The sequence below is a fragment of the Campylobacter sp. MIT 12-5580 genome (assembly GCF_005406235.1).
GTDB lineage: Bacteria > Campylobacterota > Campylobacteria > Campylobacterales > Campylobacteraceae > Campylobacter_D.
Genome location: NZ_NXLK01000003.1, coordinates 265,921 through 290,385 on the forward strand (window position 1 = coordinate 265,921; position 24,465 = coordinate 290,385).

Annotated in this window: 27 protein-coding genes and 1 tRNA gene; 22 read left to right on the top strand and 6 right to left on the bottom strand. The window is 35.1% G+C overall.

What is annotated here, in order from left to right; translation table 11 throughout:
- Positions 1-65: 65 nt before the first annotated feature.
- The 8 genes from CQA38_RS04870 to hypF all read left to right on the top strand — a co-directional run bounded on the left by CQA38_RS04870 (position 66) and on the right by hypF (position 8,471).
- Positions 66-311, top strand: coding sequence for an RNA-binding S4 domain-containing protein (locus CQA38_RS04870; protein WP_137632863.1), 246 nt, complete (start codon positions 66-68; stop codon positions 309-311).
- On the top strand, positions 308-715 hold the full coding sequence (gene tsaE / locus CQA38_RS04875; protein WP_137632864.1) for a tRNA (adenosine(37)-N6)-threonylcarbamoyltransferase complex ATPase subunit type 1 TsaE: 408 nt from the start codon (positions 308-310) through the stop codon (positions 713-715). The genes CQA38_RS04870 and tsaE overlap by 4 nt, the downstream gene beginning before the upstream one ends.
- The gene (gene lptB / locus CQA38_RS04880; protein ID WP_137632865.1) at positions 708-1,436 is read left to right on the top strand and encodes an LPS export ABC transporter ATP-binding protein; all 729 of its coding nucleotides are present in this window, start codon (positions 708-710) and stop codon (positions 1,434-1,436) included. The genes tsaE and lptB overlap by 8 nt, the downstream gene beginning before the upstream one ends.
- Positions 1,436-2,689, top strand: a complete 1,254-nt coding sequence (locus CQA38_RS04885) for an RNA polymerase factor sigma-54 (RefSeq protein WP_137632866.1) — start codon at positions 1,436-1,438, stop codon at positions 2,687-2,689. The genes lptB and CQA38_RS04885 overlap by 1 nt, the downstream gene beginning before the upstream one ends.
- Positions 2,689-4,005 (top strand): MATE family efflux transporter, encoded by a 1,317-nt coding sequence (locus tag CQA38_RS04890; protein ID WP_137632867.1) that lies wholly within the window; start codon positions 2,689-2,691, stop codon positions 4,003-4,005. Before CQA38_RS04885 ends, CQA38_RS04890 begins: the two co-directional genes overlap by 1 nt.
- The gene (locus CQA38_RS04895; RefSeq protein ID WP_170999472.1) at positions 4,002-4,685 is read left to right on the top strand and encodes a SprT family zinc-dependent metalloprotease; all 684 of its coding nucleotides are present in this window, start codon (positions 4,002-4,004) and stop codon (positions 4,683-4,685) included. The genes CQA38_RS04890 and CQA38_RS04895 overlap by 4 nt, the downstream gene beginning before the upstream one ends.
- A gap of 68 nt (positions 4,686-4,753) precedes the next feature.
- Entirely contained in the window at positions 4,754-6,286 is a 1,533-nt protein-coding gene (locus CQA38_RS04900; protein ID WP_137632869.1) for a hypothetical protein, read from the top strand.
- Positions 6,267-8,471 carry a carbamoyltransferase HypF gene (hypF, locus tag CQA38_RS04905; RefSeq protein WP_137632870.1) on the top strand — a complete coding sequence of 735 codons (2,205 nt, stop codon included), beginning with the start codon at positions 6,267-6,269 and terminating at the stop codon, positions 8,469-8,471. The genes CQA38_RS04900 and hypF overlap by 20 nt, the downstream gene beginning before the upstream one ends.
- A gap of 8 nt (positions 8,472-8,479) precedes the next feature.
- Here hypF and CQA38_RS04910 read toward each other — a convergent pair whose 3' ends face one another.
- Positions 8,480-9,244: an IclR family transcriptional regulator gene (locus tag CQA38_RS04910; RefSeq protein WP_137632908.1), complete on the bottom strand. Its 765-nt coding sequence runs from the start codon at positions 9,242-9,244 to the stop codon at positions 8,480-8,482.
- 240 nt (positions 9,245-9,484) lie between these two features.
- Between CQA38_RS04910 and CQA38_RS04915 the strand changes: the two genes are divergently transcribed.
- From CQA38_RS04915 to CQA38_RS04975, 13 genes are all read left to right on the top strand, one after another.
- The gene (locus CQA38_RS04915; protein ID WP_137632871.1) at positions 9,485-10,393 is read left to right on the top strand and encodes a dihydrodipicolinate synthase family protein; all 909 of its coding nucleotides are present in this window, start codon (positions 9,485-9,487) and stop codon (positions 10,391-10,393) included.
- The gene (locus CQA38_RS04920) at positions 10,390-10,656 is read left to right on the top strand and encodes a UxaA family hydrolase (RefSeq protein ID WP_137632872.1); all 267 of its coding nucleotides are present in this window, start codon (positions 10,390-10,392) and stop codon (positions 10,654-10,656) included. The genes CQA38_RS04915 and CQA38_RS04920 overlap by 4 nt, the downstream gene beginning before the upstream one ends.
- On the top strand, positions 10,656-11,822 hold the full coding sequence (locus CQA38_RS04925) for a UxaA family hydrolase (RefSeq protein ID WP_137632873.1): 1,167 nt from the start codon (positions 10,656-10,658) through the stop codon (positions 11,820-11,822). The genes CQA38_RS04920 and CQA38_RS04925 overlap by 1 nt, the downstream gene beginning before the upstream one ends.
- 13 nt (positions 11,823-11,835) lie before the next feature.
- A complete protein-coding gene (locus CQA38_RS04930; RefSeq protein WP_137632874.1) occupies positions 11,836-12,621 on the top strand; it encodes an SDR family oxidoreductase in 786 nt (261 codons plus the stop codon).
- A gap of 11 nt (positions 12,622-12,632) precedes the next feature.
- Positions 12,633-13,877 (top strand): L-fucose:H+ symporter permease, encoded by a 1,245-nt coding sequence (gene fucP, locus CQA38_RS04935; protein WP_137632875.1) that lies wholly within the window; start codon positions 12,633-12,635, stop codon positions 13,875-13,877.
- Position 13,878: 1 nt separating this feature from the next.
- Positions 13,879-14,649 carry an amidohydrolase family protein gene (locus CQA38_RS04940; RefSeq protein WP_137632876.1) on the top strand — a complete coding sequence of 257 codons (771 nt, stop codon included), beginning with the start codon at positions 13,879-13,881 and terminating at the stop codon, positions 14,647-14,649.
- 1 nt (position 14,650) lies between these two features.
- Positions 14,651-14,968, top strand: a complete 318-nt coding sequence (locus tag CQA38_RS04945) for an L-rhamnose mutarotase (RefSeq protein WP_137632877.1) — start codon at positions 14,651-14,653, stop codon at positions 14,966-14,968.
- Positions 14,969-14,988: 20 nt separating this feature from the next.
- Entirely contained in the window at positions 14,989-16,428 is a 1,440-nt protein-coding gene (aldA, locus tag CQA38_RS04950) for an aldehyde dehydrogenase (RefSeq protein WP_137632878.1), read from the top strand.
- A gap of 97 nt (positions 16,429-16,525) precedes the next feature.
- The gene (rpsL, locus tag CQA38_RS04955) at positions 16,526-16,915 is read left to right on the top strand and encodes a 30S ribosomal protein S12 (RefSeq protein ID WP_137632879.1); all 390 of its coding nucleotides are present in this window, start codon (positions 16,526-16,528) and stop codon (positions 16,913-16,915) included.
- Positions 16,916-16,997: 82 nt separating this feature from the next.
- Positions 16,998-17,468 (top strand): 30S ribosomal protein S7, encoded by a 471-nt coding sequence (rpsG, locus tag CQA38_RS04960; protein WP_137632880.1) that lies wholly within the window; start codon positions 16,998-17,000, stop codon positions 17,466-17,468.
- 13 nt (positions 17,469-17,481) lie between these two features.
- Positions 17,482-19,557, top strand: a complete 2,076-nt coding sequence (gene fusA / locus CQA38_RS04965; RefSeq protein ID WP_137632881.1) for an elongation factor G — start codon at positions 17,482-17,484, stop codon at positions 19,555-19,557.
- A 77-nt stretch (positions 19,558-19,634) separates the two neighbouring features.
- A tRNA-Arg gene (locus CQA38_RS04970) sits at positions 19,635-19,711 on the top strand.
- A complete protein-coding gene (locus tag CQA38_RS04975) occupies positions 19,694-21,718 on the top strand; it encodes a conjugal transfer protein TraG N-terminal domain-containing protein (protein ID WP_283202093.1) in 2,025 nt (674 codons plus the stop codon). Before CQA38_RS04970 ends, CQA38_RS04975 begins: the two co-directional genes overlap by 18 nt.
- A gap of 59 nt (positions 21,719-21,777) precedes the next feature.
- On the opposite strand, the gene CQA38_RS04980 is transcribed toward CQA38_RS04975, so the two are convergent.
- From CQA38_RS04980 to CQA38_RS05000, 5 genes are all read right to left on the bottom strand, one after another.
- Positions 21,778-21,984, bottom strand: coding sequence for a hypothetical protein (locus CQA38_RS04980; protein ID WP_137632883.1), 207 nt, complete (start codon positions 21,982-21,984; stop codon positions 21,778-21,780).
- 68 nt (positions 21,985-22,052) lie between these two features.
- On the bottom strand, positions 22,053-22,556 hold the full coding sequence (locus tag CQA38_RS04985; protein WP_137632884.1) for a hypothetical protein: 504 nt from the start codon (positions 22,554-22,556) through the stop codon (positions 22,053-22,055).
- A 76-nt stretch (positions 22,557-22,632) separates the two neighbouring features.
- A complete protein-coding gene (locus tag CQA38_RS04990; RefSeq protein WP_137632885.1) occupies positions 22,633-22,911 on the bottom strand; it encodes a helix-turn-helix transcriptional regulator in 279 nt (92 codons plus the stop codon).
- Positions 22,898-23,227, bottom strand: coding sequence for a type II toxin-antitoxin system RelE/ParE family toxin (locus CQA38_RS04995; RefSeq protein WP_137632886.1), 330 nt, complete (start codon positions 23,225-23,227; stop codon positions 22,898-22,900). Before CQA38_RS04995 ends, CQA38_RS04990 begins: the two co-directional genes overlap by 14 nt.
- Before the next feature lie 102 nt (positions 23,228-23,329).
- Positions 23,330-23,620: a hypothetical protein gene (locus CQA38_RS05000; RefSeq protein ID WP_137632887.1), complete on the bottom strand. Its 291-nt coding sequence runs from the start codon at positions 23,618-23,620 to the stop codon at positions 23,330-23,332.
- 285 nt (positions 23,621-23,905) lie between these two features.
- On the opposite strand from CQA38_RS05000, the gene CQA38_RS05005 reads away from it, so the two are divergent.
- Positions 23,906-24,465 (top strand): conjugal transfer protein TraG N-terminal domain-containing protein (locus tag CQA38_RS05005; RefSeq protein WP_137632888.1); only part of this gene is annotated, 560 nt, incomplete at its 3' end.

Below are 24,465 nucleotides of genomic sequence, written 5' to 3' on the forward strand. Positions count from 1 at the left end.
ATTTTTTGTTCCAAACTTTTAAAATTTTAACCCTAAATTCAAAAAAATCTGCTAAACTTTTATTTATGAGAATAGATAAATTTTTAAATGTAGTCAATATCACTAAAAGAAGGGCTATCGCTGAGGATATGTGTAAAAGCGGTATAGTCAGTATCAATGGGATTGTTGTAAAGCCTAGTAAAGATGTTAAGGTTGCAGATATAATCAGCTTGAAATTTAATGATAGGATCGATACTTACAAGGTTTTAGCCTTGCCTGTGCTTAAAAATATCCCAAAAACTATGCAAAGTGAGTTTGTGCAAAAGCTATGAAAGAACTTGTCCTTGCTGAAGATGAACTTGAAATGATTTGCTCGCTTTTTCCAGCCCAGGGCGTGGTGCTTTTAAGGGGAGATTTAGCAAGTGGAAAAACAACTTTAGTGCAGCATTTTTTAAAATTTAAAGGCTATGAAGAAAGCGTCAATTCGCCAACTTTTTCTTTTATGCAACATTATAAATTTAAAAACTTAGAAATTTTTCATTATGATCTTTATCAAATAGGCTTTGAAGGTATTTTGCAAAACGGGCTTTTTGAGAATTTTTTTGAAGAGGGCTTGCATTTGGTAGAGTGGGGCGATGATAGCCTTGAAAAAGCTTTAAAAAAGCAGGGTTTAAAGGTGCTTAATATCAAAATTTCAAGTATAGATGAAAAAAGAAAGTATGTGATTTATGAGTAAGTTAAGCGTTGAAAATTTAGAAAAAATCATCAAAAAAACAAAGATTATCCATGGCATTTCTTTAGAAGTCAATAGTGGTGAAGTTATAGGACTTTTAGGACCAAATGGAGCAGGCAAGACAACGACTTTTTATATGATTTGTGGGCTTATTAAGCCAAGTGCTGGCAAGGTGTTGCTTGATGGTAAGGATATCACTCAAGAGCCTTTAAACAAACGCGCTAAAGAAGGTATTGGCTATTTACCTCAAGAAAGTAGTATTTTTAAGGATTTAAGCGTAGAGGATAATTTACTTTTAGCCGCGCAAATCATTTATAAAGATAAACAAATTTTGCAAGAAAAAGTTGAAAAAATGCTTGATTTACTCAGCATTGAGCCTATCCGCTTAAGAAAAGGTTTAAGTTTAAGCGGTGGGGAAAGAAGACGTTGTGAGATCGCAAGATCGCTGATGATAGAGCCTAAATTTTTGCTTCTTGATGAGCCTTTTGCTGGGGTTGATCCTATCGCTGTAGCTGAAATTCAAAAGCTCATTAATGAACTTAAAGCTTTAGGAATAGGGGTTTTAATCACAGATCATAATGTGCGTGAAACTTTAGCCATTTGCGATAGAGCTTATGTGATACGTTCAGGCAGTCTTTTAGCAAGTGGAAGTGCAAATGAAATTTCACACAATAAAGATGTAAGAAAATACTACTTAGGAGCGGAGTTTAAACTCCTTGAATAATGCTAAAACAAAAACAAAGCCAAAGTCAAAAAACTAAACTTTCAAATACACTTCGCTCGTGGCTTCCTATCTTGCAAGCTAATATCGAGGATTTAAAAGAAAGCTTAGATGAATTTGCAAAAGAAAATCCTTTCATCAGCGTTAAAGAAAATCCTACTTTAAATGATAAAGGTTCTAAAAGAACTTATTATGAAAGCTTGCATAAAAACTCAGTTAGCGATACGCTTGAGGCTTTAAGTATAGCTAAAAAAAGCGTTTATGAGCTTTTAAACGAGCAAATTCAGCCCCCACTTTTTCCTACTCAAAAAAGCCAAGAAATCGCCCTAAAAATAGTAGAATGCCTTAACAACGAAGGTTATTTTGAGTATGATACAGAAAATTTAAAAGATTATAGTAAAGATGAGGTTGAGCGAGTAAGGCAGAGGTTTAAGTATCTTGAGCCGACTGGGGTTGGGGCTGTGGATTTTAAAGAGGCTTTGCAATTTGCACTTGATGGTTTGGAACTTGATGATGAGTTGTATGAATTTTGCATTTTTTTGATAAAGGATTTTGAAAATATCAAAGATTATGCCAAGGATAAACTTTATAAAGAAGCCTTAAAAGTGCTTAAAAATATCTCTACTCCGCCTTTTTTAGAGTATTTTGAGGATAGCCAGCAAATCGTGCCAGATATCTTTATCTACCGCGAAAATGGCGAGATAAAAGTCAAGATCAATGATGAGTATTATCCTGAAATTTCGCTTGAAACTGATGGAATGACGCATGAGTTTTTAAGCTCATACATCAAAGACGCAAAAAATTTAGTTGATGCTTTAGCTATGAGAAAAGCCACGCTTTATAAGGTGGGCTTGATGATTATCGAACATCAGTATGATTTTTTTATCGGCAAAGAGATTAAACCGATGAAGTTAAAAGACTTAGCTGATGATTTAGAACGCAATGCCTCAACCATATCAAGAGCCATAGCAAACAAATACTTAGGCTGCGAGCGAGGACTTGTGCCTTTAAAATACTTCTTCACAACAGCCCTTGATGAAGATGGCGAAACCTCAAATACAACGATAAAAGAGTATATTCAAGAGCTTATTAAAAATGAAAATCAACAAAAACCACTCAGCGATGAAAAGATACTCCAGCTTACTCAAAATGAGTTTTCAGGCATACAAATAGGACGCAGAGCAATTACTAAATACCGTAAACAGCTTGGTATAGCTAGCTCAAGCGATAGAAAGAAAATTTATGAGTTAAGCTAATGCCTAAAAAACAACTTTCTTTGAAACAACTTTCCGTGCCGATTTTTCTTGAAATGTTCTTGCGTTATTTAACGATCATTATCAATACCTATATGGTAACGCAGTATTCAAACTATCTCATCGGCGCGCTTGGAGCTGGCAATCAAATTTTAAGCATTTTTATCACTATCTTTAGCTTTTTAAGTGTAGGTTGTAGCGTCGTTATCGCTCAGGCTTTGGGGGCAAAAGATTATGAATTAGTCAGCAAAAGCATTCATCAAAGTTTGTTTTTAAACTCGCTTTTAGGTGTGGTGTGTGCGAGTTTTATACTCTTGCAGGGTGATTTTTTGCTTGATTTGATGAATGTGCCACAAGAGCTTTTAACGCCAAGTAGGATTTATTTGCATTTGCTTGGAATTTGCTTGTTTTTTGACGCTTTGGCTGCGGTTTTAGCTGCTATTATCCGTGTGTATAATCTAGCGTATTGGGTGATGTATGCAACTTTGATTATGAATGTATGCACTATAGGGATTAATTATTATGTGCTTTATTATACAAATTTAGAGCTTTTTGGTGTAGGGATTTCAACGATAATTGGGCGTTTGCTCGTCATTATAATCCTTGCTTTTGTGTTTTTTTCTAAGATTAATTTTAAATTTAATATAAAAACGATGATTTTTTTAGATTTTAGTGTTTTGAAAAAGATCTTAAAAATAGGGCTTTTTAGTGCTGGTGAAAATCTTATCTGGATCGTGCAATACACCATTGCTTTTTCTTTTGTGGCAAGTTTAGGCGCATCAAATTTAAGCGTGCAGACGATTTATTTTCAAATTTCTATGTTTGTTATGCTAACAGGACAGGCTATAAGTGTGGCAAATGAGATTATCATCGGCAAGCTTGTGGGTGCAAACTTTTTAAATGTGGCATATAAACACACTTGGAAAGCTTTTTATATCAGCATTATTGCGACTTTAAGTGTGGTGTTGGTTTTTTATTTTTTGCAAGGATTTATCATGCAAAAGCTTGGTTTAAATGATGAGCTTAAAGCTTTAATGCAACCACTTTTCTTGCTTTCGCTTTTTTTAGAGCCTTCAAGAACCTTTAATATCGTTATGGTTAATTCCTTGCGTGCAAGCGGGGACGCTCGTTTTCCTTTTATCATGGCGTGCATTTTTATGCTTGGTGTTTCTTTGCCGGTGGCATACGGACTTTGTTTTTATGCACAGCTTGGAATTTTAGGTGTTTGGATAGGCTTTTTGTGCGATGAGTTTTTAAGGGGCTTAAGCAATGCTTGGCGTTGGAAAAGTAAAAAATGGCAGGGAAAAGCTGTAGTATGAAATATGGCATAAAAAAGGCTTTTAAAAAAGGCGTGCTTCATTTTGAAAATCTTGAATTGAAATTTGAATACAAAAAAATCAAATACCTTCGTCTTAAAGCAAATAATGATGGGGAATTCAAGCTTAGCATTCCACTTTCTTGCACCGAAAGTGAAGTCTTTATGTTTTTGCAAAAAAATCAGGCTTGGATTGATAAGCATTTAAAGCGATTTTTAAATGCAAAGGCAAGTTTGCAAAAAGATACAATCAGCTTTCTTGGCAGGGTTTATATACTACGTTTTGATGAAAATTTTGCAAAAACAAGACTTTGCAAAAATGAACTTTTAGCAAAAAATAAAAAAGATTTAGAGCTTTTTTTCACACAGCACGCCTTGCGAATTTTTAACTTTTACATACAAAAATATCAGCCTTATTTTGAAAGAAAAGTAAGTAAAATAAGCATTAAAAAAACTAAGACTTTATGGGGTTCTTGCAATCATCGCTTTGCGCGTATAAATTTAAACTTAAGGCTCATTCACAAGCCTTTAAAGGCTATTGAATATGTGATTTTGCATGAATTAACACACTTAAAATTCCCTCATCATCAAAAAGAATTTTATGATTTTATAGAGCAAATCATGCCAGATTTTAGGAAAAGACAGAGGTTGCTTAAAGGCTTAAATTTCACACAACAAATTTAGAGTATGTTTATTTAAGCGAGCTTTTGTTAAAAAAATGCTATAGTATAGCTTTTTAAAAAGGATAATAAGTGTTTTTAAGATTTGACTTTACTTATATAAGTGATAATGATTTTTTGGAGTTTTTGTTGTGCTATTATGCAAGGGATTTTGCCTTTGCTTTGCGTAAAACTCAAGATCATATCATCTTTGATGTGAAGTCTGATGAGGCTGGACTTACTGACTTTTGCAATCATTTGAATTTTATCGCTAATTCAGTTTTTTTGCGTCATTTTGAGGTTAAAGCCTTAGAAGATGAGTATTTTATACAAGAAGAACCAAAAAATTTGGCTGATTTTACAAAAAGGGATTTTTTAAGTTCAAAAAATTTAAATGCTTATATTGAGAAAAACGAGCTTGAAACAAATGAATGGTCGTGTTTTGTAGATGATATGCTAAGTTTTGATGAAAAAGAATTTGAGCCTATCACTCAAGAAAATTTTAATGTCTTGCTTGATAAAAGCGTAAATGTGCTTAAAAACGCCAAGCATTTAGTGCTTAAAAATGCTTTTGGCGTGTATAAAATCAAGCTTTTTGATGATGATTTTAAGGCAAGTTTTTTAATGCCTACTGATTTAAAGGCTTTAAACTCAGCCTTTGTATGTAGCAATGAAAACTTAAAGCTTCTTGCAAGTCTTGAAAAGCCTATAATGAAGCTTCGTTTTAGCTCGATATTTCGTAAAAATCACTCCACGCCACAGCATGAATTTAAGGTAAAAATGGCGTATAATTTATTTTTATTTGCACTGGGTTTAAAGCTTTTTGAGGAAGGTTTTAAGTTTTTAAGCTTTTTTAAGCTTGAGCATTTTGAAGACGAGCTTGAGCTTTTTGAGTTTGAAAACCAGCTTGTGATCGTGCGTGGGCTTGATTTTATCAACCAAAGAGCAAAAGAGCTGATTTTAAGTAAAGAAGATAAAAACTATGCACGTATTTCTTATATACTGAGCGATTTTAAGCAAGAGTCTTTATTGCTTGATTTGAGTAAGACTCAAGATGATATTGTGCTTTTAAATAAGGAACTTAGGCTTTTAGAACTAACAATGCCAAGCTCAGCAAAACAAATGTATGAGGATATTTGTGCTGATGCTATTGGAAAACGTTTGTATGATAATTTTGCCCTTCAATTTGAGCTTTTGCAAGGTGAGTTTGAGCTTGAGAAAAGCTTTTTTTCACTGCTTGGCTTAGTTGGGCTTATTTTAAAGCTTGATGATAGCCCTCAAAAAGCAGCTGTAAAGCTTTTAGAGCTTAGTGATGAGAGTAAAATTCCTCGTGGAGTAAAGATTGATTACCGCTTTAAAGAACACTCAAAAGAATTTGATTATACACGCACTTTGCGTTCAGTAATGAGCTTTTTATTAGCTGGTGTTCAAGCTTCTAATATAGCTTATGGAGCAGTTGAAAGCTTGGCATTTTTCTTAAGGGATTTTTATGATGAGCTAAGAGAGAAAAATCAAGCTCAAATTGTTATCCTTTCAGGCTCTTTGTTTGAGCATAAAAGCTTACTTAAAAATGCCTTAAAACACCTTAAAAACTGCAAGATAGCTCATGCACCCCTTTATATATAAGCTTGAAATTTCAGGACTTGTGCAAGGGGTAGGCTTTCGTCCTTTGGTGTTTAATTTAGCTCAAGAATTAAAGCTTAAAGGCGAGGTTTTTAATGATACAAAGGGCGTGGTGATTTTTTTAAGCTGTGATGAGGCTAAGCTTGAGCTTTTTTTGCAGTCTTTAAAAGCAAATTTACCAGCCCTTGCTCGTATAGCTCACATTCATATAAGCACACAAAAAGCAAGGCAAGTTTATATTGATTTTAGTATCACAAAGTCCAAACAAAGCCTTAAAACAAGTGCTATATTAAGTGATTTTGCACTTTGTGAGGCATGTAAAAATGAATTTTATGATCCAAAAAATCCTCGCTATCATTATCCTTTCATTACTTGCACGCATTGTGGGGTGCGTTTTTCTATCATCAAAAAGCTTCCTTATGATAGACAAAATACCAGCATGGCTGAGTTTAAGATGTGTGAGTTTTGTCAAAGCGAATTTAAAGATCCAAAAAATCGACGCTTTCACGCCCAGCCTATAAGCTGCCCTGAGTGTGCCATCAAAGTGCATTTAAAAGATAGTGCGGGCAGGGTTCTTGCAAGTGATGAAAAAGCCTTTAAAGAAAGTGCAAGGCTTTTAAAGCAAGGCAAAGTGCTTGCTATTAAGGGAATGGGTGGTTTTCATTTGGTGTGTGATGCCTTAAACGAAAAGGCGGTAAAGCTTTTAAGAGAGCGAAAACACCGCCCTTTTAAGCCTTTAGCCTTAATGTGTAAGGATATGCAAATGGCTTTACAATTAGCCTTTATCACGCCAAAAGAAGAAGAGCTTTTAAATTCTATCTTAAAGCCCATCGTGCTTTTAAAGGCTAAAAAAATGCCAGCACAAATTGCTTTTGATACTGATAAAATAGGTATTATGCTAGCTTACACACCCTTTCATCTCTTGCTTTTTGAGTATTTTTCAAACCCAATAGTGGCTACAAGTGCCAATATAAGCTCTGAAAGCATTATTTATAAAGAAAAAGCCTTGCTAGAAAAGCTTAATGGGGTGTTTGATTATTATCTTGATTATGAAAGAGAGATTGTTAATGCAAGTGATGATAGCATAGCTTGTGTAGTAAATGATGAGTGTATGTTTTTGCGCACTTCAAGAGGGATAAATCCAACTTACATAGAGCTTGATGAGAATTTTAAAAATGAAACCGCCCTTGCTTTAGGGGCTGAGCTTAAAAATCAATTCGTGATCGCTTTTGATAACAAGCTTTTGATTTCTCCTTATATAGGGGATTTAAAAAGCTTAGATACTAAAGAACGTTTTGAAACACTTTTGGATTTTTTTCGCAAAAGTTATGATTTAAATTTTACGCAAGTTATTAGTGATAAGCACCCACATTTTAGCCTCAATCAAGACTATAAAAAAGCTTTTAAGCTCCAGCACCATTACGCTCATGCTTGTGCTGTGCTTTTTGAGCATGGTTTTTATACGCAAAAATTGCTTGTTTTTGCCTTTGATGGCACTGGGTATGGCGATGATGGTTATATTTGGGGAGGAGAAGTCTTTCAAGCGAGCTTAAAAGAGTATGAAAGAGTGGCTCATTTTGATGAGTTTAAGCTTATCAATGCAGATATTACACAGATTCAAAACTTAGCCTTAAGTCTTATTTTAAAATATGATTTAGAGCAAGAAGCTTGTGATTTTTTAGCTACTATGGACGCTAAAAAATGGACAAATCTTAAAAAAATTTATACCCAAAGCAAGCTTTATACAAGCTCTTTAGGCAGGATTATTGATGCTTTTGGGAGTGTGATTTTTGATAAAGAAAGACTTGATTATGAAGCACAAATTGGGCTTTTAATGGAAAAATATTATGATTTTAGCTTAAATTATAGCTATAATTTTAAGCTTAAAAATAATCAAATTTGTGTTAAAAATGCCTTTTTACAAGCCCTAAAAGATGATCAAAAACACGCTTGCACAGGCTTTTTAAATGCGCTTGCAACTTGCATTATCAAGCTTTCAACGCTGTATAAAAAAAAGCTACACTTAGATGAGAAACTGCCAGTTTTGCTTTGTGGGGGCGTTTTTCAAAATACAACTTTGTTAACTTTGCTTAAAAATAGGGGCTTAAATTTTAAAACAGGCTTAAAATTTCCAGTAAATGACAGCTCTATAGCACTTGGACAAATGGTGCATTATTTAAAAAAATAATTCCACTTTTAAATACCTTTAAGCTCTGGGAAATAAAGCTTAAGAGCTTTTTGTATATGATCTTTTGCTTGGAGTAAAATGGCTTTGTTTTTTTCTTTAAATTCTTTACTTGAGTAAAAAAGAGGGTAAGCTATGCTAATAGCAGCAAGAATTTCTTTTTTGTATTCTATGCCTATAGCCATGCATTCTATTTGAGGATTGAGCTCACCGCTTTCTATAGCGATTTTATCTTTTTTGATTTGAGTGATTTTTGTATAAAGATCATCTATGTTTTTTGTTGTATTTTGCGTCATTGTGATAAAGGGTTGAGTATAAATTTGTGCTAGTTCTTTTTTGCTCTTTTTTTCAAGCAAGGCTTTGCCTAGTGCTGTTGCATAAGCTGGATAAGAAGCCCCTACAAAGGATTTAATTTGCACATCACTTGAGGCATCAAATTTTTCAAGATACAATACCTCACCACCCTTTAAAATCCCAAGTTGGCAGGTTTGCTGCGTTAAATCCCTAATGTTTTTCATATATTTTTTGATAAGCTCTAAGGCTGTATTTTCATTTTTTATCTTTTGAGCAAGTTCTAAGACTTTATAGTCTAAATCATAGCTTTTATTTGCATTATCACAAAGTATAAAATGCTCATTTTGCAGGGTTTGCAGTATAGGAAAAAGCGTGCTTGGTGGGATATTAAGCTGTTTAGAGATGAGACTAAGGCTTAGTTTTTCTGGCGAGTTTGCAAGCAAATTTAATACCTTAATCACCCTAAGAGTAGGCTGGTGCAACATATTTTCTCCTTTTTTGCTTTGAAATTTTAGCATATTTTTTACCTTTTGTAACAAGATTTTAAAAATGTGTTTTTTAACTTATTTTGTTTTAAAAGCTTATTTTAAAGTGTTTGCTTGTGAATTTATAGGTGTTTTGAGCTGTATTGGTATTTTGAAGATTAGACTTTTTATGCTATAGTGTTTCGTATATAAAAATATTTTTGTATATACAAAAAATAATTTTACAAAAGGACAAACATGGGTATTTTAAAAGGCACTTTTCCAGCTTTGCTTACGCCTTATAATGAGGACTTAAGTATCAATGAAAAAGAATTTATGCGTTATTGTGAATTTGGGCTTACTAAGGGCTTAGATGGACTTTTTTGCAACGGTTCTGCAGGGGATTCTCAAGCTTTAGGGCTTAAAGAGCAAATTACACTTATGAAGCTTTGTAAAAGCGTGAGTAAAAATCATGCCCCAGTGATTACAGGCATTAGCTCAACCATTTATGAAAACACATTTATTTTGGCTAATGAGGCTCATAAACTAGGGCTTGACGCTCTTTTACTTGCCATGCCTTATTATTATAAATTTGATGAGGATACGCTTTTTGAGTATGTTAAAAATATAGCCTCAAAAGTTAAGCTTCCTTTGTATCTTTACAATATCCCTCTTTTTGCACCGCCTCTAAGTTTAAAACTTACTCAAAGGCTTGCTGAACTTGACAATGTTGTCGGTTTAAAAGATAGTAGTGGAGATGCTTTACATTTATCGCATTTGCTTGATCTTGTGCCTCAGGATTTTGATATTTTTGTAGGTAGGGAGGAGTTTTATGCTGGGGCTTTAATGGCTGGAGCAAAAGGCTCTATGACAGCTATAGCTGGTGTTTTCCCTGAGCTTATGAGTGCAATTTACAAGCTTTCAAAGCAAGAAAATTTTAAAGAGGCGATGAAGCTTCAAAAAAGCATTTTAAAATGCATACGTTTTGCTATGAGCTTTACTTTTCCTATGGGTTTTGCCTTGCTTTTAAAAGCAAGAGGATTTAACTTTGCAAATAAAAGCTTACATCCTCTTTCACCCTCAAGCTTAAAAGCCCTAGAACAAGGCTTAGATGAGGCTAAAAGCTTGATAAAAAGCCTTGAAAAAGAAAGTGGGATAAGCTTATGAAAAGCTTTATTATAGTGAGTGAAAAAGACAATGTCGCCACAGCCTTGCATGATTTTAAAAAAGGACAAAGCCTAGCAGGAGTGCTTTTGCAAGATGATATTCAAAGCGGACATAAATTTGCACTTAAAGACATTAAAGAAGGCGAGTTTGTTGTGAAATATGCTGAAGTTATTGCTAGGGCAAGTTGTGATATTAAGGCTGGGGCATGGGTGCATATTCACAATACCACAGGCACTAGAGCAAGAGTGCAAAAGGAGGATTGATGATAAAAATACAAGGTTATAGAAGGGCTGATAAACGTTTTGGCTTAAGAAATAAAGTCATTATCATACCAAGCGTGCATTGTGCGAACAAGGTTTGCGAGCTTATTGCTAAAAAATGTCCTGGGGCTGTGTATATTAACCACCAGCATGGCTGTTCTCAGCTTGAATTTGACGCTTTGCAAACCGCAAGAGTGCTTATTGGGCATGGCACAAATGCTAATGTTTTTGCAGCTTTAATCGTAGGACTAGGCTGTGAGGTAGTGCAAGCAAAGGCTGTTGCAAATAAGATCAAAGAAGAATGTCCTTATAAAGAAGTGGAGTATTTTAATATACAAGAAAGTGGGGGTATGCAAAAAAGCGTTGAAAAGGGCGTAAAAATCGTTTCAGCCATGCTTGATGAAGCCTTAAAAATGCCAAAGAGTGAGGGGGATTTTTCAGATCTTATACTTGGCACAGAATGTGGAGGCAGTGATAGTTATAGTGGTTTGAGTGCTAATGTGGCTTTGGGTGCTTTAAGCGATTTTATCATCGATGAAGGCGGAAGCGTGATTTTAGCTGAAACTACTGAACTTATAGGCTGTGAAGCCCTTTTAGCTAAGAGGGCAAAAGATGAAAAAGTCGCTCAAAAAGTATATGAAAAGATTTTAGGTTATGAAGAAAAGGTAAAGTCTTTTAACGCAGATATAAGAGGGGCAAATCCAAGCCCTGGCAATATAGCAGGAGGTTTAAGCTCCATAGAGGAAAAATCCTTAGGCTGTGTGTATAAGGCTGGCACAAGAGTTTTGATGGAAGTGATTGATTATGCTATGCCTGTGCTTTCTAAGGGGCTTACTTTTATGGATACACCGGGCAATGACATAGAACAGCTTTCTGGTATGGTTGCTGGTGGGGCAAATATCTGCGTTTTTACCACAGGTAGAGGCACGCCAACAGGTTCAGCCATAGTGCCAACTATAAAGATGAGTTCAAATACTTTTTGTTTTGAAAATATGAATGATGTTATAGATATTAACGCAGGTAAGATGATAGATGAGGCTAAAAGCAAAGAAGAATTAAGAGATGAGTTAATCGAGCTTATCATTAGAATTTCACAAGGCGAGCTTGTTAAGGCTGAGCTTAATGAGCAAAATGACTTTTCTATATATAGGCTTGCTGTAACTTGCTAAAAAGGAGGGGAAAATGGACTTAAAGATCAAAGATAAGGTATGTATCATCACAGGAGGAGCTAAGGGCATAGGTTATGGTATAGCTAGGCTTTGGGCGAGTGAGGGAGGTATTAGCGTGATTATCTCAAGATCACAACTAGAAAAAGAAAAACAAGAGCAAATGAAGGCTTTATCTCAAAATTATGCTTTTTATGAGTGTGATTTGAAAGAATATGAAAAAATCCCTGCTTTGATAGAAAAAATCATTGCAAAATTTGGCTCTATTTATGCTCTAGTTAATAATGCTGGGGCAAATGACAATCTTCACATTGAAAACACCAGCGTTAAAGAGCTTATCAACTCTTATGAAAACAATCTTTTTCATTATTATGCTATGAGTAAAGAAGCCTTGCCTTATCTCAAAAAAGAACAAGGCTCTATCTTAAACATAGTCAGCAAAACAGGCATTACAGGGCAGGGCAGAACCTCAGCTTATGCCTCAGCAAAGGCTGCACAAATGGGCTTTACTAGAGAATGGGCTTGTGCCTTTGCTAAAGATAATGTGCGTGTGAATGCTTTGTGTCCAGCTGAGGTTATGACGCCCTTATATGAAAAATGGCTACAAAATTTCAAAGATCCAAAGGCTCAGTATGAAAAAATAGCCAGCTTCATACCACTAGGACATCGCTTTACGACTATAGAAGAAATTGCTTATACAGCAGTATTTACACTCAGCCCGCTTGCTTCACATACCACAGGACAAATTTTAAATGTAGATGGAGGTTATGTGCATTTAGATAGGGCTTTAAATTGGGATTAAAAGGAGAACAAATGAATACAAATGCAAAAAATATCAAAATCGCCATCATCTTAGTCACTTCGCTATTTTTCTTATGGGGCGTAAGTTATGGACTTGTTGATGTGATGAATAAAAATTTCCAAAACCACCTTCATATCACTCAGCATGAAAGCGGTTTTTTACAGCTTGCTTATTTTGGAGCGTATTTTATCATCGCTTTGCCAGCTGGATATATAGCCAGTCGCTTTTCTTATAAGATAGGCATAATGTTTGGCTTAGCTCTTTATGCCATAGGTTGCTTACTCATCATACCAGCAACAAATTCAGCAAGCTTTGCTTTGTTTTTGTTTGCCTTTTTTGTTTTAGCTTGTGGTATAGGTTCTTTAGAAACAAGTGCAAATCCTTATATGACAAAGCTTGGAGATGAAAAAAATGCAAGTTTTAGGATTAATGCTGCTCAAAGTTTTAATGGCTTGGGGCAGTTTTTAGGACCTATTATAGGTGGGGCTTTGTTTTTGTCTATCACTAAGCAAGATGAGGGAGCAAGTGCTGCACAGATTGAAGCAGCCTTGCTTGCAAATATGGGTAATGTCCAGCTTGTATATGTTGGCATTGCCAGCATAGTTATTTTGATTTTTATCGCTTTTTGGCTTAATAAGCTCCCAGAAGGATCAGCTGTAAGTAAGGACTATGAGCAAAAAGATGATTCTAAGCCTATAGGAGTGTTTAGGCATAGACATTTTAATCTAGGACTTTTGGCTCAATTTTTATATATAGCAAGTCAAGTTACAGCAGGAGCTTTTTTCATCAACTATGTTAGCGAACACAATCAAGGCTTAAAAGATGAACAAGGAGCGTATTTTTTCTCTATAGCCTTAGTAGCTTTCATGCTTGGCAGGATACTGACTACACCTTTGATGAAAAAATTTAAAGGCGAGAGTATATTAGGGCTTTATTCTTTAATCAATGTATTTATTTGTATAGCCTTGTATTTAAGCTCTGGCTTTATTAGCATAGTACTTTTAATCGCTTTATTTTTCTTTATGTCTATATCTTTTCCAACCATCTTTGCAGTGGCGACTAAAAACCTACCTTTTAATCAAGTCAAACTTGGAGGCTCTTTGCTTGTCATGAGTATAGTAGGAGGAGCGATTATGCCTATTATAGTGGGCTTGATTAATGATCATTTTGGCACAGGACTTGGCTTTTTAAGTCTTGCACCTTTGTTTTTATATGTGGCTTGGTATGGCTTTTTTGGCTCTAGGATAAGGGCTTGATATGCAAGCTATATTTGATGCTCATATTCATCTTTGGAATTTAAATAAAGTTGATATTTCTTGGCTTGAAAATGATGAAAGCTTAAAGCAAGATTATGAATTTAAAGACTTGCAAAAGCAGTATCAGGATTTTGATTTTTTAGGTGGCTTGTATGTTGAGGTAAATAGCGATGATAAGGCTAAGGAAGCTTTATTTGCCCTTGAACTTCAAAGACTTTATAAGCTTGAGCTTTGTTTGGCTGATTTGCTTCATAAAGAACAAATTTGTGCTTTTAGAGAGGTTATGCATACGAGCAAAAATGGGGCTAAAAGGCTTTTTGATGAGGATTTTAAGATCATAGCTTTAAAGCTTATTGAGCATGATTTAGCCTTTGAAGCCTGTGTAAAAAGTGAGCATTTGTCTTTGCTTGTAGAGTTTTTAAAGCAAAATCCTAAACTTAAAGTGGTGTTAAATCATCTAGGAAGCTTAGGACTAAGCGATCTTAAAGTCTATGAAGAAAATTTAAAAGCCCTAGCAAGCTTTTCTAAGGTATATGTAAAAATTTCAGCCCTAGATGGGTTTTGTCAAGATACGCCAAAGGATTTTATCTTTACGCTCTTTCATCTTGCAAAAAAGTATTTTGGCGAGCAAAGGCTTATATATGGCAGTAATTATCCAGTGGCTAAGTTAAGCCCTAAAGAATGGATAGCTTTGATTAAGCAAAGCAAGGTTTTTAAGGACTTAGACGCCTTATTTTATAAAAATGCTTTAAGAATATATAAAGGAAAATGATATGCAAAGATATGGACAAATCATTAAGATCAAAAAAGACAAAATAGCCTTGTATAAAGCCTTGCATGAAAAGCCTAGTGAGGGAGTTTGTGAGATGATTAAGGCGTGTAATATACAAAATTATTCTATTTATCTTTTTGGGGAGTTTTTATTTGCGTATTTTGAGTATGTGGGTAAAGATTTTAAGGCTGATATGCAAAAAATGGCAAATGATAGCAACACACAACAATGGTGGAAACTTACTGATCCTTGTCAAATTTCTCTAGGCAAAGCTGGGGAAAAATGGCTTGATATGGAAGAAGTTTTTCATTTGGACTAAATACTTTAAAAGGAGAAAATATGAAGCAGTATTTAAATTTCATTGATGGGGAGTTTATCCCTCATAAGGGCGAGTTTATCAAGGTTTTTAACCCAGCTACAAAAGAGCTTATCTCAGAAGTAGCAAGTGCCAGCCTTGAGGATACAAAAAGAGCTATAGAGGTAGCTAAAAAGGCTCAAAAATCTTGGGAAGCAAAGCCAGCTATACAAAGGGCTGGCTATCTTAGAGAAATTGCAGGGCTTATTAGGAAAAATGCTGCCTTTTTAAGTGAAGCATTAATGCAAGAGCAAGGAAAGACTAGGGCTTTAGCAAGGATTGAGATTGATTTTACGGCTGATTATATGGATTATATGGCTGAGTGGGCAAGACGTTATGAGGGCGAGATCATACAAAGTGATAGGGCAAATGAGCATATCTATCTTTATAAAAGTGCTATTGGGGTAGTAAGTGGGATTTTACCTTGGAATTTCCCTTTCTTTCTAATCGCAAGAAAAATGGCTCCAGCCTTACTTACAGGAAATACCATCATCATTAAGCCCAGCAGTCAAACCCCAAATAATGCTTTTGAATTTGCCAAACTAGTAGCGCAAAGTTCTTTACCAAAGGGAGTGTTTAATCTTGTAGCAGGTAAGGCTAATATAGTAGGCACAGAGCTTTCAAGTAATGAAAACATAGGTTTAGTAAGCCTTACAGGAAGCGTTGAAGCTGGGGTAAAAGTCATGCAAGCTGCAGCTTCTAATATCATCAAAGTTTCTTTAGAACTTGGAGGAAAAGCCCCTGCTATAGTATGTAAAGACGCTGATATTGATCTAGCTGTAAAAGCCATAAAAGCAAGTAGGATTTGCAATAACGGACAGGTATGCAATTGTGCTGAAAGAGCTTATATCCATAAAAATGTATATGATGAGTTTGTGGATAAATTTACAAAAGCCATGAGTGAAGTAAGTGTTGGCGATACTATGAAGGGAGATTTTGACATGGGACCTCTTGTCAATCAAGCAGGAGTAGATAATGCTCTAGCTATGCTTGATAGAGCTGTTAAAAAAGGTGCAAGTATAGAATGTGGAGGCAAGATCACTGATACAAGCGGATATTTCTTCCCAGCTACAGTTTTAACAGGGGTAAAACATGAAGATGAGATTATGCAAAAAGAAATTTTTGCTCCTATCTTACCTATAGTGAAATTTGATAGTTTAAGCGAGGCTATAGACATGGCAAATGATTGTGAATATGGACTTACAAGCTCTATATATACTCAAAATTTAGACTATGCTATGAGGGCAAGTAGGGAGCTTAAATTTGGTGAAACCTATATCAATAGAGAAAATTTTGAAGCCATGCAAGGCTTTCACGCAGGTTTTAGAAAAAGCGGTATAGGTGGGGCTGATGGCAAACATGGACTTGAAGAATACCTCGCTACTCATGTAGTCTATCTTGAATACAACACAGCTAAAGAATAACACAAAAAAGCCAAGAAAAAACTTGGCTTTAACCTAATTCTAAGCAAAACTTCGCTATTATCCAAAGTTTATTTTAGTTTAATGAAAGGAATTACAAGTGCCAACCATAAATCAATTGGTTCGTAAAGAACGCAAAAAAGTTTTGGAAAAGTCCAAATCTCCAGCGTTAAAGAATTGTCCGCAAAGAAGAGGAGTTTGCACTAGGGTATATACAACAACACCTAAAAAACCAAACTCAGCTTTAAGAAAAGTTGCCAAAGTTAGGCTTACAAGTGGTTTTGAAGTCATCTCTTACATCGGTGGAGAAGGACACAATCTCCAAGAACACAGCATTGTGCTAGTGCGTGGTGGTAGGGTTAAGGACTTACCGGGTGTGAAGTATCACATAGTACGTGGTGCTCTTGATACTGCAGGGGTTGCTAAAAGAACAGTTTCTCGTTCTAAATATGGGGCTAAAAAACCTAAAGCTGGTGCTGCAAAGTCTTAAAACCCAAAGACAAAGTAGCTAACACAGACAAAGCCTTGTTTTGCTTTTGTTTGAGTAAAATTTTATATTTGAAGGAAAAATAATGAGAAGAAGAAAAGCTCCGGTAAGGGAAGTCTTACCTGATCCGATTTATGGAAACAAAGTAATTACAAAATTCATTAACTCTTTAATGTATGATGGCAAAAAAAGCACTGCTACAAGTATAATGTATGGTGCTATTGATGCCATTGATAAAAAAAACCAAGAAAAAAAAGGCATTGAAATTTTTAATGAGGCTATTGAAAATATCAAGCCTATTTTAGAAGTAAAATCACGTCGTGTTGGAGGGGCAACTTATCAAGTGCCTGTTGAGGTTCGCCCTGCTAGACAACAAGCCCTAGCTATACGCTGGATCATTTCTTTTGCAAGAAAAAGAAGTGAAAGAACCATGATAGATAAGCTAGCAGGTGAGTTGCTTGACGCTGCAAACTCAAAGGGTGCTTCATTTAAGAAAAAAGAAGACACTTATAAAATGGCTGAAGCAAATAAAGCATTTGCTCACTACCGCTGGTAAGAAAGGATAAAAAATGTCGCGATCTACACCACTTAAAAAGGTGCGAAACATAGGAATAGCCGCTCATATAGACGCAGGTAAAACCACTACAAGTGAAAGGATACTTTTCTTTACTGGAATGAGCCATAAAATAGGCGAGGTGCATGATGGTGCTGCAACTATGGACTGGATGGAGCAGGAAAAAGAAAGAGGTATTACTATCACTTCAGCGGCTACGACTTGTTTTTGGGACGGCTATCAAATCAATCTCATAGACACTCCAGGACACGTTGATTTTACCATAGAAGTGGAACGTTCTATGCGTGTTTTAGATGGTGCTGTGGCAGTATTTTGCTCAGTAGGTGGAGTGCAACCCCAAAGCGAAACTGTTTGGAGACAAGCTAACAAATATGGCGTTCCAAGGATAATCTTTGTCAATAAAATGGACAGAATAGGGGCAAATTTTTACAATGTAGAAGATCAAGTAAAAAACCGCTTAAAAGCCAATCCTGTGCCTATTCAAATTCCAATTGGTGCTGAAGATGATTTCAAAGGCGTTATTGACTTAGTTACCATGAAAGCTTTAGTTTGGGAAGATGATACTAAGCCAACTGATTATGTAGAAAAAGAAATTCCAGCTGAGCTTAAAGAAAAGGCTGAAGAATACCGCACTAAGATGATAGAAGCAGTCAGCGAAACAAGTGATGAGCTTATGGAAAAATACTTAGGCGGAGAGGAATTAAGCGAAGAAGAAATTAAAGCTGGTATCAAAGCAGGTTGCTTAAGCCTTAGCCTTGTGCCTATGCTTTGTGGAACAGCCTTTAAAAATAAAGGCGTGCAACCCTTACTTGATGCTGTAGTGGCTTATTTGCCAGCTCCTGATGAAGTCGCAAATATCAAGGGCGAGTATGAAGATGGCAGTGAAACCTCAGTAAAAAGCACAGATGATGGCGAATTTGCAGGGCTTGCCTTTAAGATTATGACTGATCCTTTTGTGGGACAGCTTACCTTTGTGCGTGTGTATAGAGGAAGCCTAGAAAGTGGCTCTTATGCGTATAATTCCACTAAGGATAAAAAAGAAAGAATAGGGCGTTTGCTTAAAATGCACTCAAACAAAAGAGAAGAAATTAAAGTGCTTTACGCAGGCGAGATCGGTGCTGTAGTAGGGCTTAAAGATACCCTAACAGGAGATACTTTAGCTAGTGAAAAAGACAAGGTTATCTTAGAGAGAATGGACTTTCCAGATCCAGTTATTTCAGTAGCTGTTGAGCCAAAAACTAAGGCTGATCAAGAAAAAATGTCTATAGCTCTTAGCAAACTTGCCCAAGAAGATCCAAGCTTTAGGGTAAATACTGATGAAGAAAGCGGACAAACCATCATTTCAGGTATGGGCGAACTTCACCTTGAAATCATCGTAGATAGAATGCTACGCGAATTTAAAGTAGAAGCTGAAGTAGGACAACCTCAAGTTGCCTACAGAGAAACCATAAGAAAAAGCGTAGAACAAGAATACAAATACGCCAAGCAATCAGGCGGACGCGGACAATACGGACATGTATTCTTAAGACTTGAGCCAATGGAGCCTGGCAGTGGATATGAATTTGTCAATGACATCAAAGGTGGTGTGATACCAAAAGAATATATCCCAGCTGTTGATAAGGGCATACAAGAAGCCTTACAAAATGGTGTTTTAGCTGGCTATCCGGTTGAAGATGTTAAAGTGACTGTGTATGATGGAAGCTATCATGAAGTGGATTCTTCAGAAATGGCATTTAAACTTGCAGCCTCTATGGGCTTTAAAGAAGGGGCAAGAAAAGCAGGTGCTGTTATACTTGAACCTATGATGAAGGTTGAAGTGGAAACTCCAGAAGAGTATATGGGCGATGTCATAGGCGATCTTAACAAAAGACGCGGACAAGTAAATTCAATGGATGAAAGAGGTGGCAATAAAATCATCACAGCCTTTTGTCCTTTAGCTGAAATGTTTGGCTACTCAACCGACTTGCGTTCTCAAACCCAAGGACGTGCGACTTATAGCATGGAATTTGATCATTATGATGAAGTGCCAAAAAATGTCTCTGAAGAGATTATCAAAAAAAGAAATGGCTAAATAAGCCTTTAAATCCTAGCTTGTTTTTTCAAGCTAGGATATCCAAAATCCAAATTCCAATCCCTTAAATCTAAAAAGTCCCCGTAGCTCAGCAGGATAGAGCGCAAAATTCCTAATTTTGAGGTCGTGAGTTCGAATCTCGCCGAGGACACCACTTACTACAAATTCTAAACTCACAGTTTATTATGAAAACAATAATGGACAAATGAATGATAGTCTTATTTCTTGTGGAGAATCAGCTCAAAATTTAAAAAGAGACATAGCTCAAGTTGCTGGAGCTAGAGAAGCAGTTGAGGCTCATATTGCTAATGTAGGCACAGTAACTGAGTGGAGAAATAAATTCAATGGTGTATCACAAATTTATTTTGGACAAGCAAAAGGTGCAAGGGAGCAAATTCAACAAATGATGCTTATTAATGCCCTTGATGATGGCATTAATAATACAGCAAGTGTTTTAGGAATTGATCCAAATTCATTAGCGGCTAATGCAGCTGTTGCAGAACAAAGTTATGTTACAGGTATGCAAGCTCAAGGCAAACTTGCTCAAACCTATCTGCCTATAGCTAAAGCTTATCTTACAGCTATTATTGTAGGACTTTCTTGGCTTATGGCGATTTTATCTATAATGTTTGGCTCATATCAATATATAAAAATGTTTTTTGTTTTATGTTTATCTTTAGTGCTTTGGACACCAATATTAAGCATTATTAACTATCTTAATGACTTAACCTTACAACATACTTTCGCCTTTGTCAATGCTGGAGTAGGGGCTATTACTTATGCAAATTACCAAGAAGTATTTCAAGCTGTAACTTCACATTCAAGTTACCTTAAATACCTTGTAATGCTAACTCCTTTATTAGCTTTTTCTCTAGCAAAAGGCTCTGAAATGGGTTTTGTGTCCTTAGCTTCAGGCTTAAGCCAACAACTAGCAGGTAGTGCAAGATCAGCAAGTAGCTTTTCTACTCAGCAAGGACTTTCTACTAAGACAGAAATTTCTACTCCTAGAGGGGAGGAAGTATATGCTTTAAGTGCTGGATTTTCAACTTCACAAAGCACTTTTGGAGCTGATGGAAGAAGCTTTAATGATATGAAAGATTTAAATACAGGAACAAGCACCATTAAAGATAATATGTCAGGTAATAGTGCTACTTTAAATGCAGATGGTAGTATTGGTTATACAAATATCAACGGACTTAATTCAAGTTTTGGAGCAAATAATGTAAAAACGAGTTTAGAATCATTGTCACACTCAATTCAAAATTCTAATTTGGCAACGAGAGCACACGAAGTCTCAAATGGACAAGGAAATAGTTTTGGTATTTCAGAAAGCGATAGTAGTAATATTGCAAGAGCCCATCAAACAGCTTTAGCTGAAGCTTATGAAAAAACAACAGGAGTTAAGGTAGATCAGTCATACATAGATAATATGAAACTTAGTGCTGAAGCTAGTGGTGGTTTAAAGGTTTTTGGTATGGGTGGCACGGTAAGTGGTTCTGTTTCTACTAGTTCTAATGAATCTGAAAGCTGGAGTCAAGGTTTATCATCAGCTCAAAAAGAAGAATTTCAAAAAACCTATAATGAAAGCTTGGCTAATCAAATTACTAAAGATAGTTCTGTATCAACCTCTTTTAACAATCTATTTAAAACAGGAGCTGTCCAAAACTCAGCTGAAATACAAAATTCTATGAACAGCTATACAGAAGCTACAAGTATTAACAATTCAATAAGTGGCAATGGTGGAGCTTCTATGGTAAAAAACTATATCAATGAAGAGCTTGGTGGGGCTATGACAAAAGAAAATGTAGCTACTGCAATGACTAAGCTAGAACAAATGGCAGCTAATAAAGACTTACAAGGTTTGGCTAAATATGCTGAAGTAGATAGCAATGTCAATCAAGGAGATTTGACACAACAAAGCAAAAAAGATTTCTATAGTCCTTTGGAACACAAAGTAGGATTTAATAAAGGTATGGATAGTATGTTAGGAGCTTTTGACAGTAAGACTAATTCAAGAACTGCTCCAACATCTTGGGGTAGTAATGGAATAGCTGGAGAAGCTCAAAGAGCTGCTGGAGCTACTAAACATAAGGCTGGCACTGCTATTGAGGAAAGAGATGAAAAAATATCGGACGTGTATAAAAATTTAGGCAAAAGGTAAAAAGACTTCATATTGCACTTAAAAACAAAGGCAATATGAAATTTTATGTTTGTATTGTATTATAATTCGTGATAAATATTGCAAGGAAGACTTTTGTAGGCTGGGTCATATATAAATTCATCATTATTATTATGGCTATGATTATACCTACTTGCCCTTGCCCATTTCTTTAGCCGTTTTTCAGTTTTGCTTGATAGTTTAAAATATTTAACAATCTTCATTATTATCCATTTTTCAATTTTTTTCTCTAATCTAGTTTTTTCCATCACTTTTCTCCTTATTTCTTTATTTTATAAGGCTCATTCCTAAATAGAATAGCCAAAAATATCAATCTTTATTTAGGAGTATAACCTTTTATAAATAAAGTTTTCTGTGGATTTTTTATAAATCTTTCATATTCTTTCCATATATCTTGTCGCTCACAATATCCTGATACATCATCGTGTTCTACAGCACACTTTATTCTAAGATATTTTATGGCTTTGCTTTTATCAGGCTTTAAAGTCGAATCTCCAACAGTATAGATATATGCAAGAGTTTGCAAGTGATTTGAGTCAAGCGGATCTACCTTGAGAAGTTCAACAGCTTTAGCATAGCTAGGTTCTACATTAGTTCCATAAGTGTATGCAAGGATAGCCCCAAAACACCTTTTATAGTCTTTGCAAGCTTTTGTTAGGTATTGAATATATTTCTTTGAATTTTTCTCTTGATTTAGTGCGATATGAGCTTTCTTTTCACAATCTGCACCTGAGTTACACTTCAATTCATCAGCTGTTAAATTTATTGCAAATCCTACTAAACATAAAGCTAAAATTCCAAACTTTAAATTCATCTGCAAACTCCCATATTTTCATTATTTTAATGATGATATTATAGCATAAAAGTGTTAAAAAGTCAATAAAACACTTGCCATCTTAAGCTAAAGAAATTCTCAACTCTTTCATATTAAGAGCTTTTGCATATTTTAAAATAGTGCTAAATTTAGCGTCCATAGTTTTTTCAAATCTTGCTAAATTAGCTTGCTTCATATTCATTTTCTTAGCAATTTGTTCTTGAGTCATCTTACTATCAATCCTTGCTTTTATCAACTGCTTTTTTAACTCAAATTCAGGAGCAAGAGCCTCATACTCTTTTTTAAAATCAGGGTCTTTCATCATTCTATCAAAAACTGTATTAAAACTAATTGTTGCCATTTTCAAACTCCTTTAACCTGCTTTTTGCTTTTTCTAAAATGGATTTTGGTAGTTTATCTTTCTTTTTGATTACTGTTATAAGGATTAAAATTCTTTTCCCAATTTGATAGCAATAAATACTTCTTGCAATTCCCTCACTAGATTTTGTCCTAATCTCAAAAAAACCATCTTTTAGGTTTGCAGTGTGAGGCTCACCAAGAGTATTACCTCTTGTTTCTAGCATTTTAATGATGCGAGTCATTCTAGCCTTGACATCATTGGGCAAAGATTCAAATTCTTCAACCGCCTTTTCATTGACAAACTCTATAATCCACATTTTATCCTTTCTTGGTGCAATTATATCATAAAAGATATAAATGTTTCTTGAATTCTTATAGTTTGCATTTGCTTTTTGTAATATAAATGAGTAAATTCTGGTTTATCTTGCGTAAGATAATTTTGAAAGCACATATTCAATATTTTCCTGTGGTATTTTATAATCTTTTTTAAACCACTCTAGTTCTTGTGGATATGCTTCAGTTTTAATAATTTTAAGAGCATATTTTTCAAGGTTACTCAGATGTTTTTCTTTGTCTTTAATATGTAAAAACAAATCACACAAGCCTTTAGCATCTAAATGTTTAGATACATCGCCTATGGAACAATTAATAGTTGAAAGCAAGGGTGTATCTTTTTGATATTTGTTTAGCTTTGCTTTGTTGTTTTTCATTATTTTCCTTTTTATAAAAAAGTTCACAATACTTTTTTTACTTTGCTATGATATACAGCAAATGCAATCTTTTAAAACTTTGCTTAGTTTATAACTAAATGTCCCCTCCCAATTGTATCACAACTTAATCAAAAAAAGCAAAGATCATTCCACAAAATATCCTAGATTTATTGAAAAAGGAAATCCAAAAGCTCTTTAAAGTCCTTTAAAAGTTCTATAAAAGTTTTTTACAAGCACCAAATACTATAATATAAATACTTATAATATAGATTTAATTACACGCATTTGCATCCAAATTCATTAGCGGCTAATGCAGCTGTTGCAGAACAAAGTTATGTTACAGGTATGCAAGCTCAAGGCAAACTTGCTCAAACCTATCTGCCTATAGCCAAAGCTTATCTTACAGCTATTATTGTAGGACTTTCTTGGCTTATGGCGATTTTATCTATAATGTTTGGCTCATATCAATATATAAAAATGTTTTTTGTTTTATGTTTATCTTTAGTGCTTTGGACACCAATATTAAGCATTATTAACTATCTTAATGACTTAACCTTACAACATACTTTCGCCTTTGTCAATGCTGGAGTAGGGGCTATTACTTATGCAAATTACCAAGAAGTATTTCAAGCTGTAACTTCACATTCAAGCTACCTTAAATACCTTGTAATGCTAACTCCTTTATTAGCTTTTTCTCTAGCAAAAGGCTCTGAAATGGGCTTTGTATCTTTAGCTTCAGGTTTAAGCCAACAACTAGCAGGTAGTGCAAGATCAGCAAGTAGCTTTTCTACTCAGCAAGGACTTTCTACTAAGACAGAAATTTCTACTCCTAGAGGGGAGGAAGT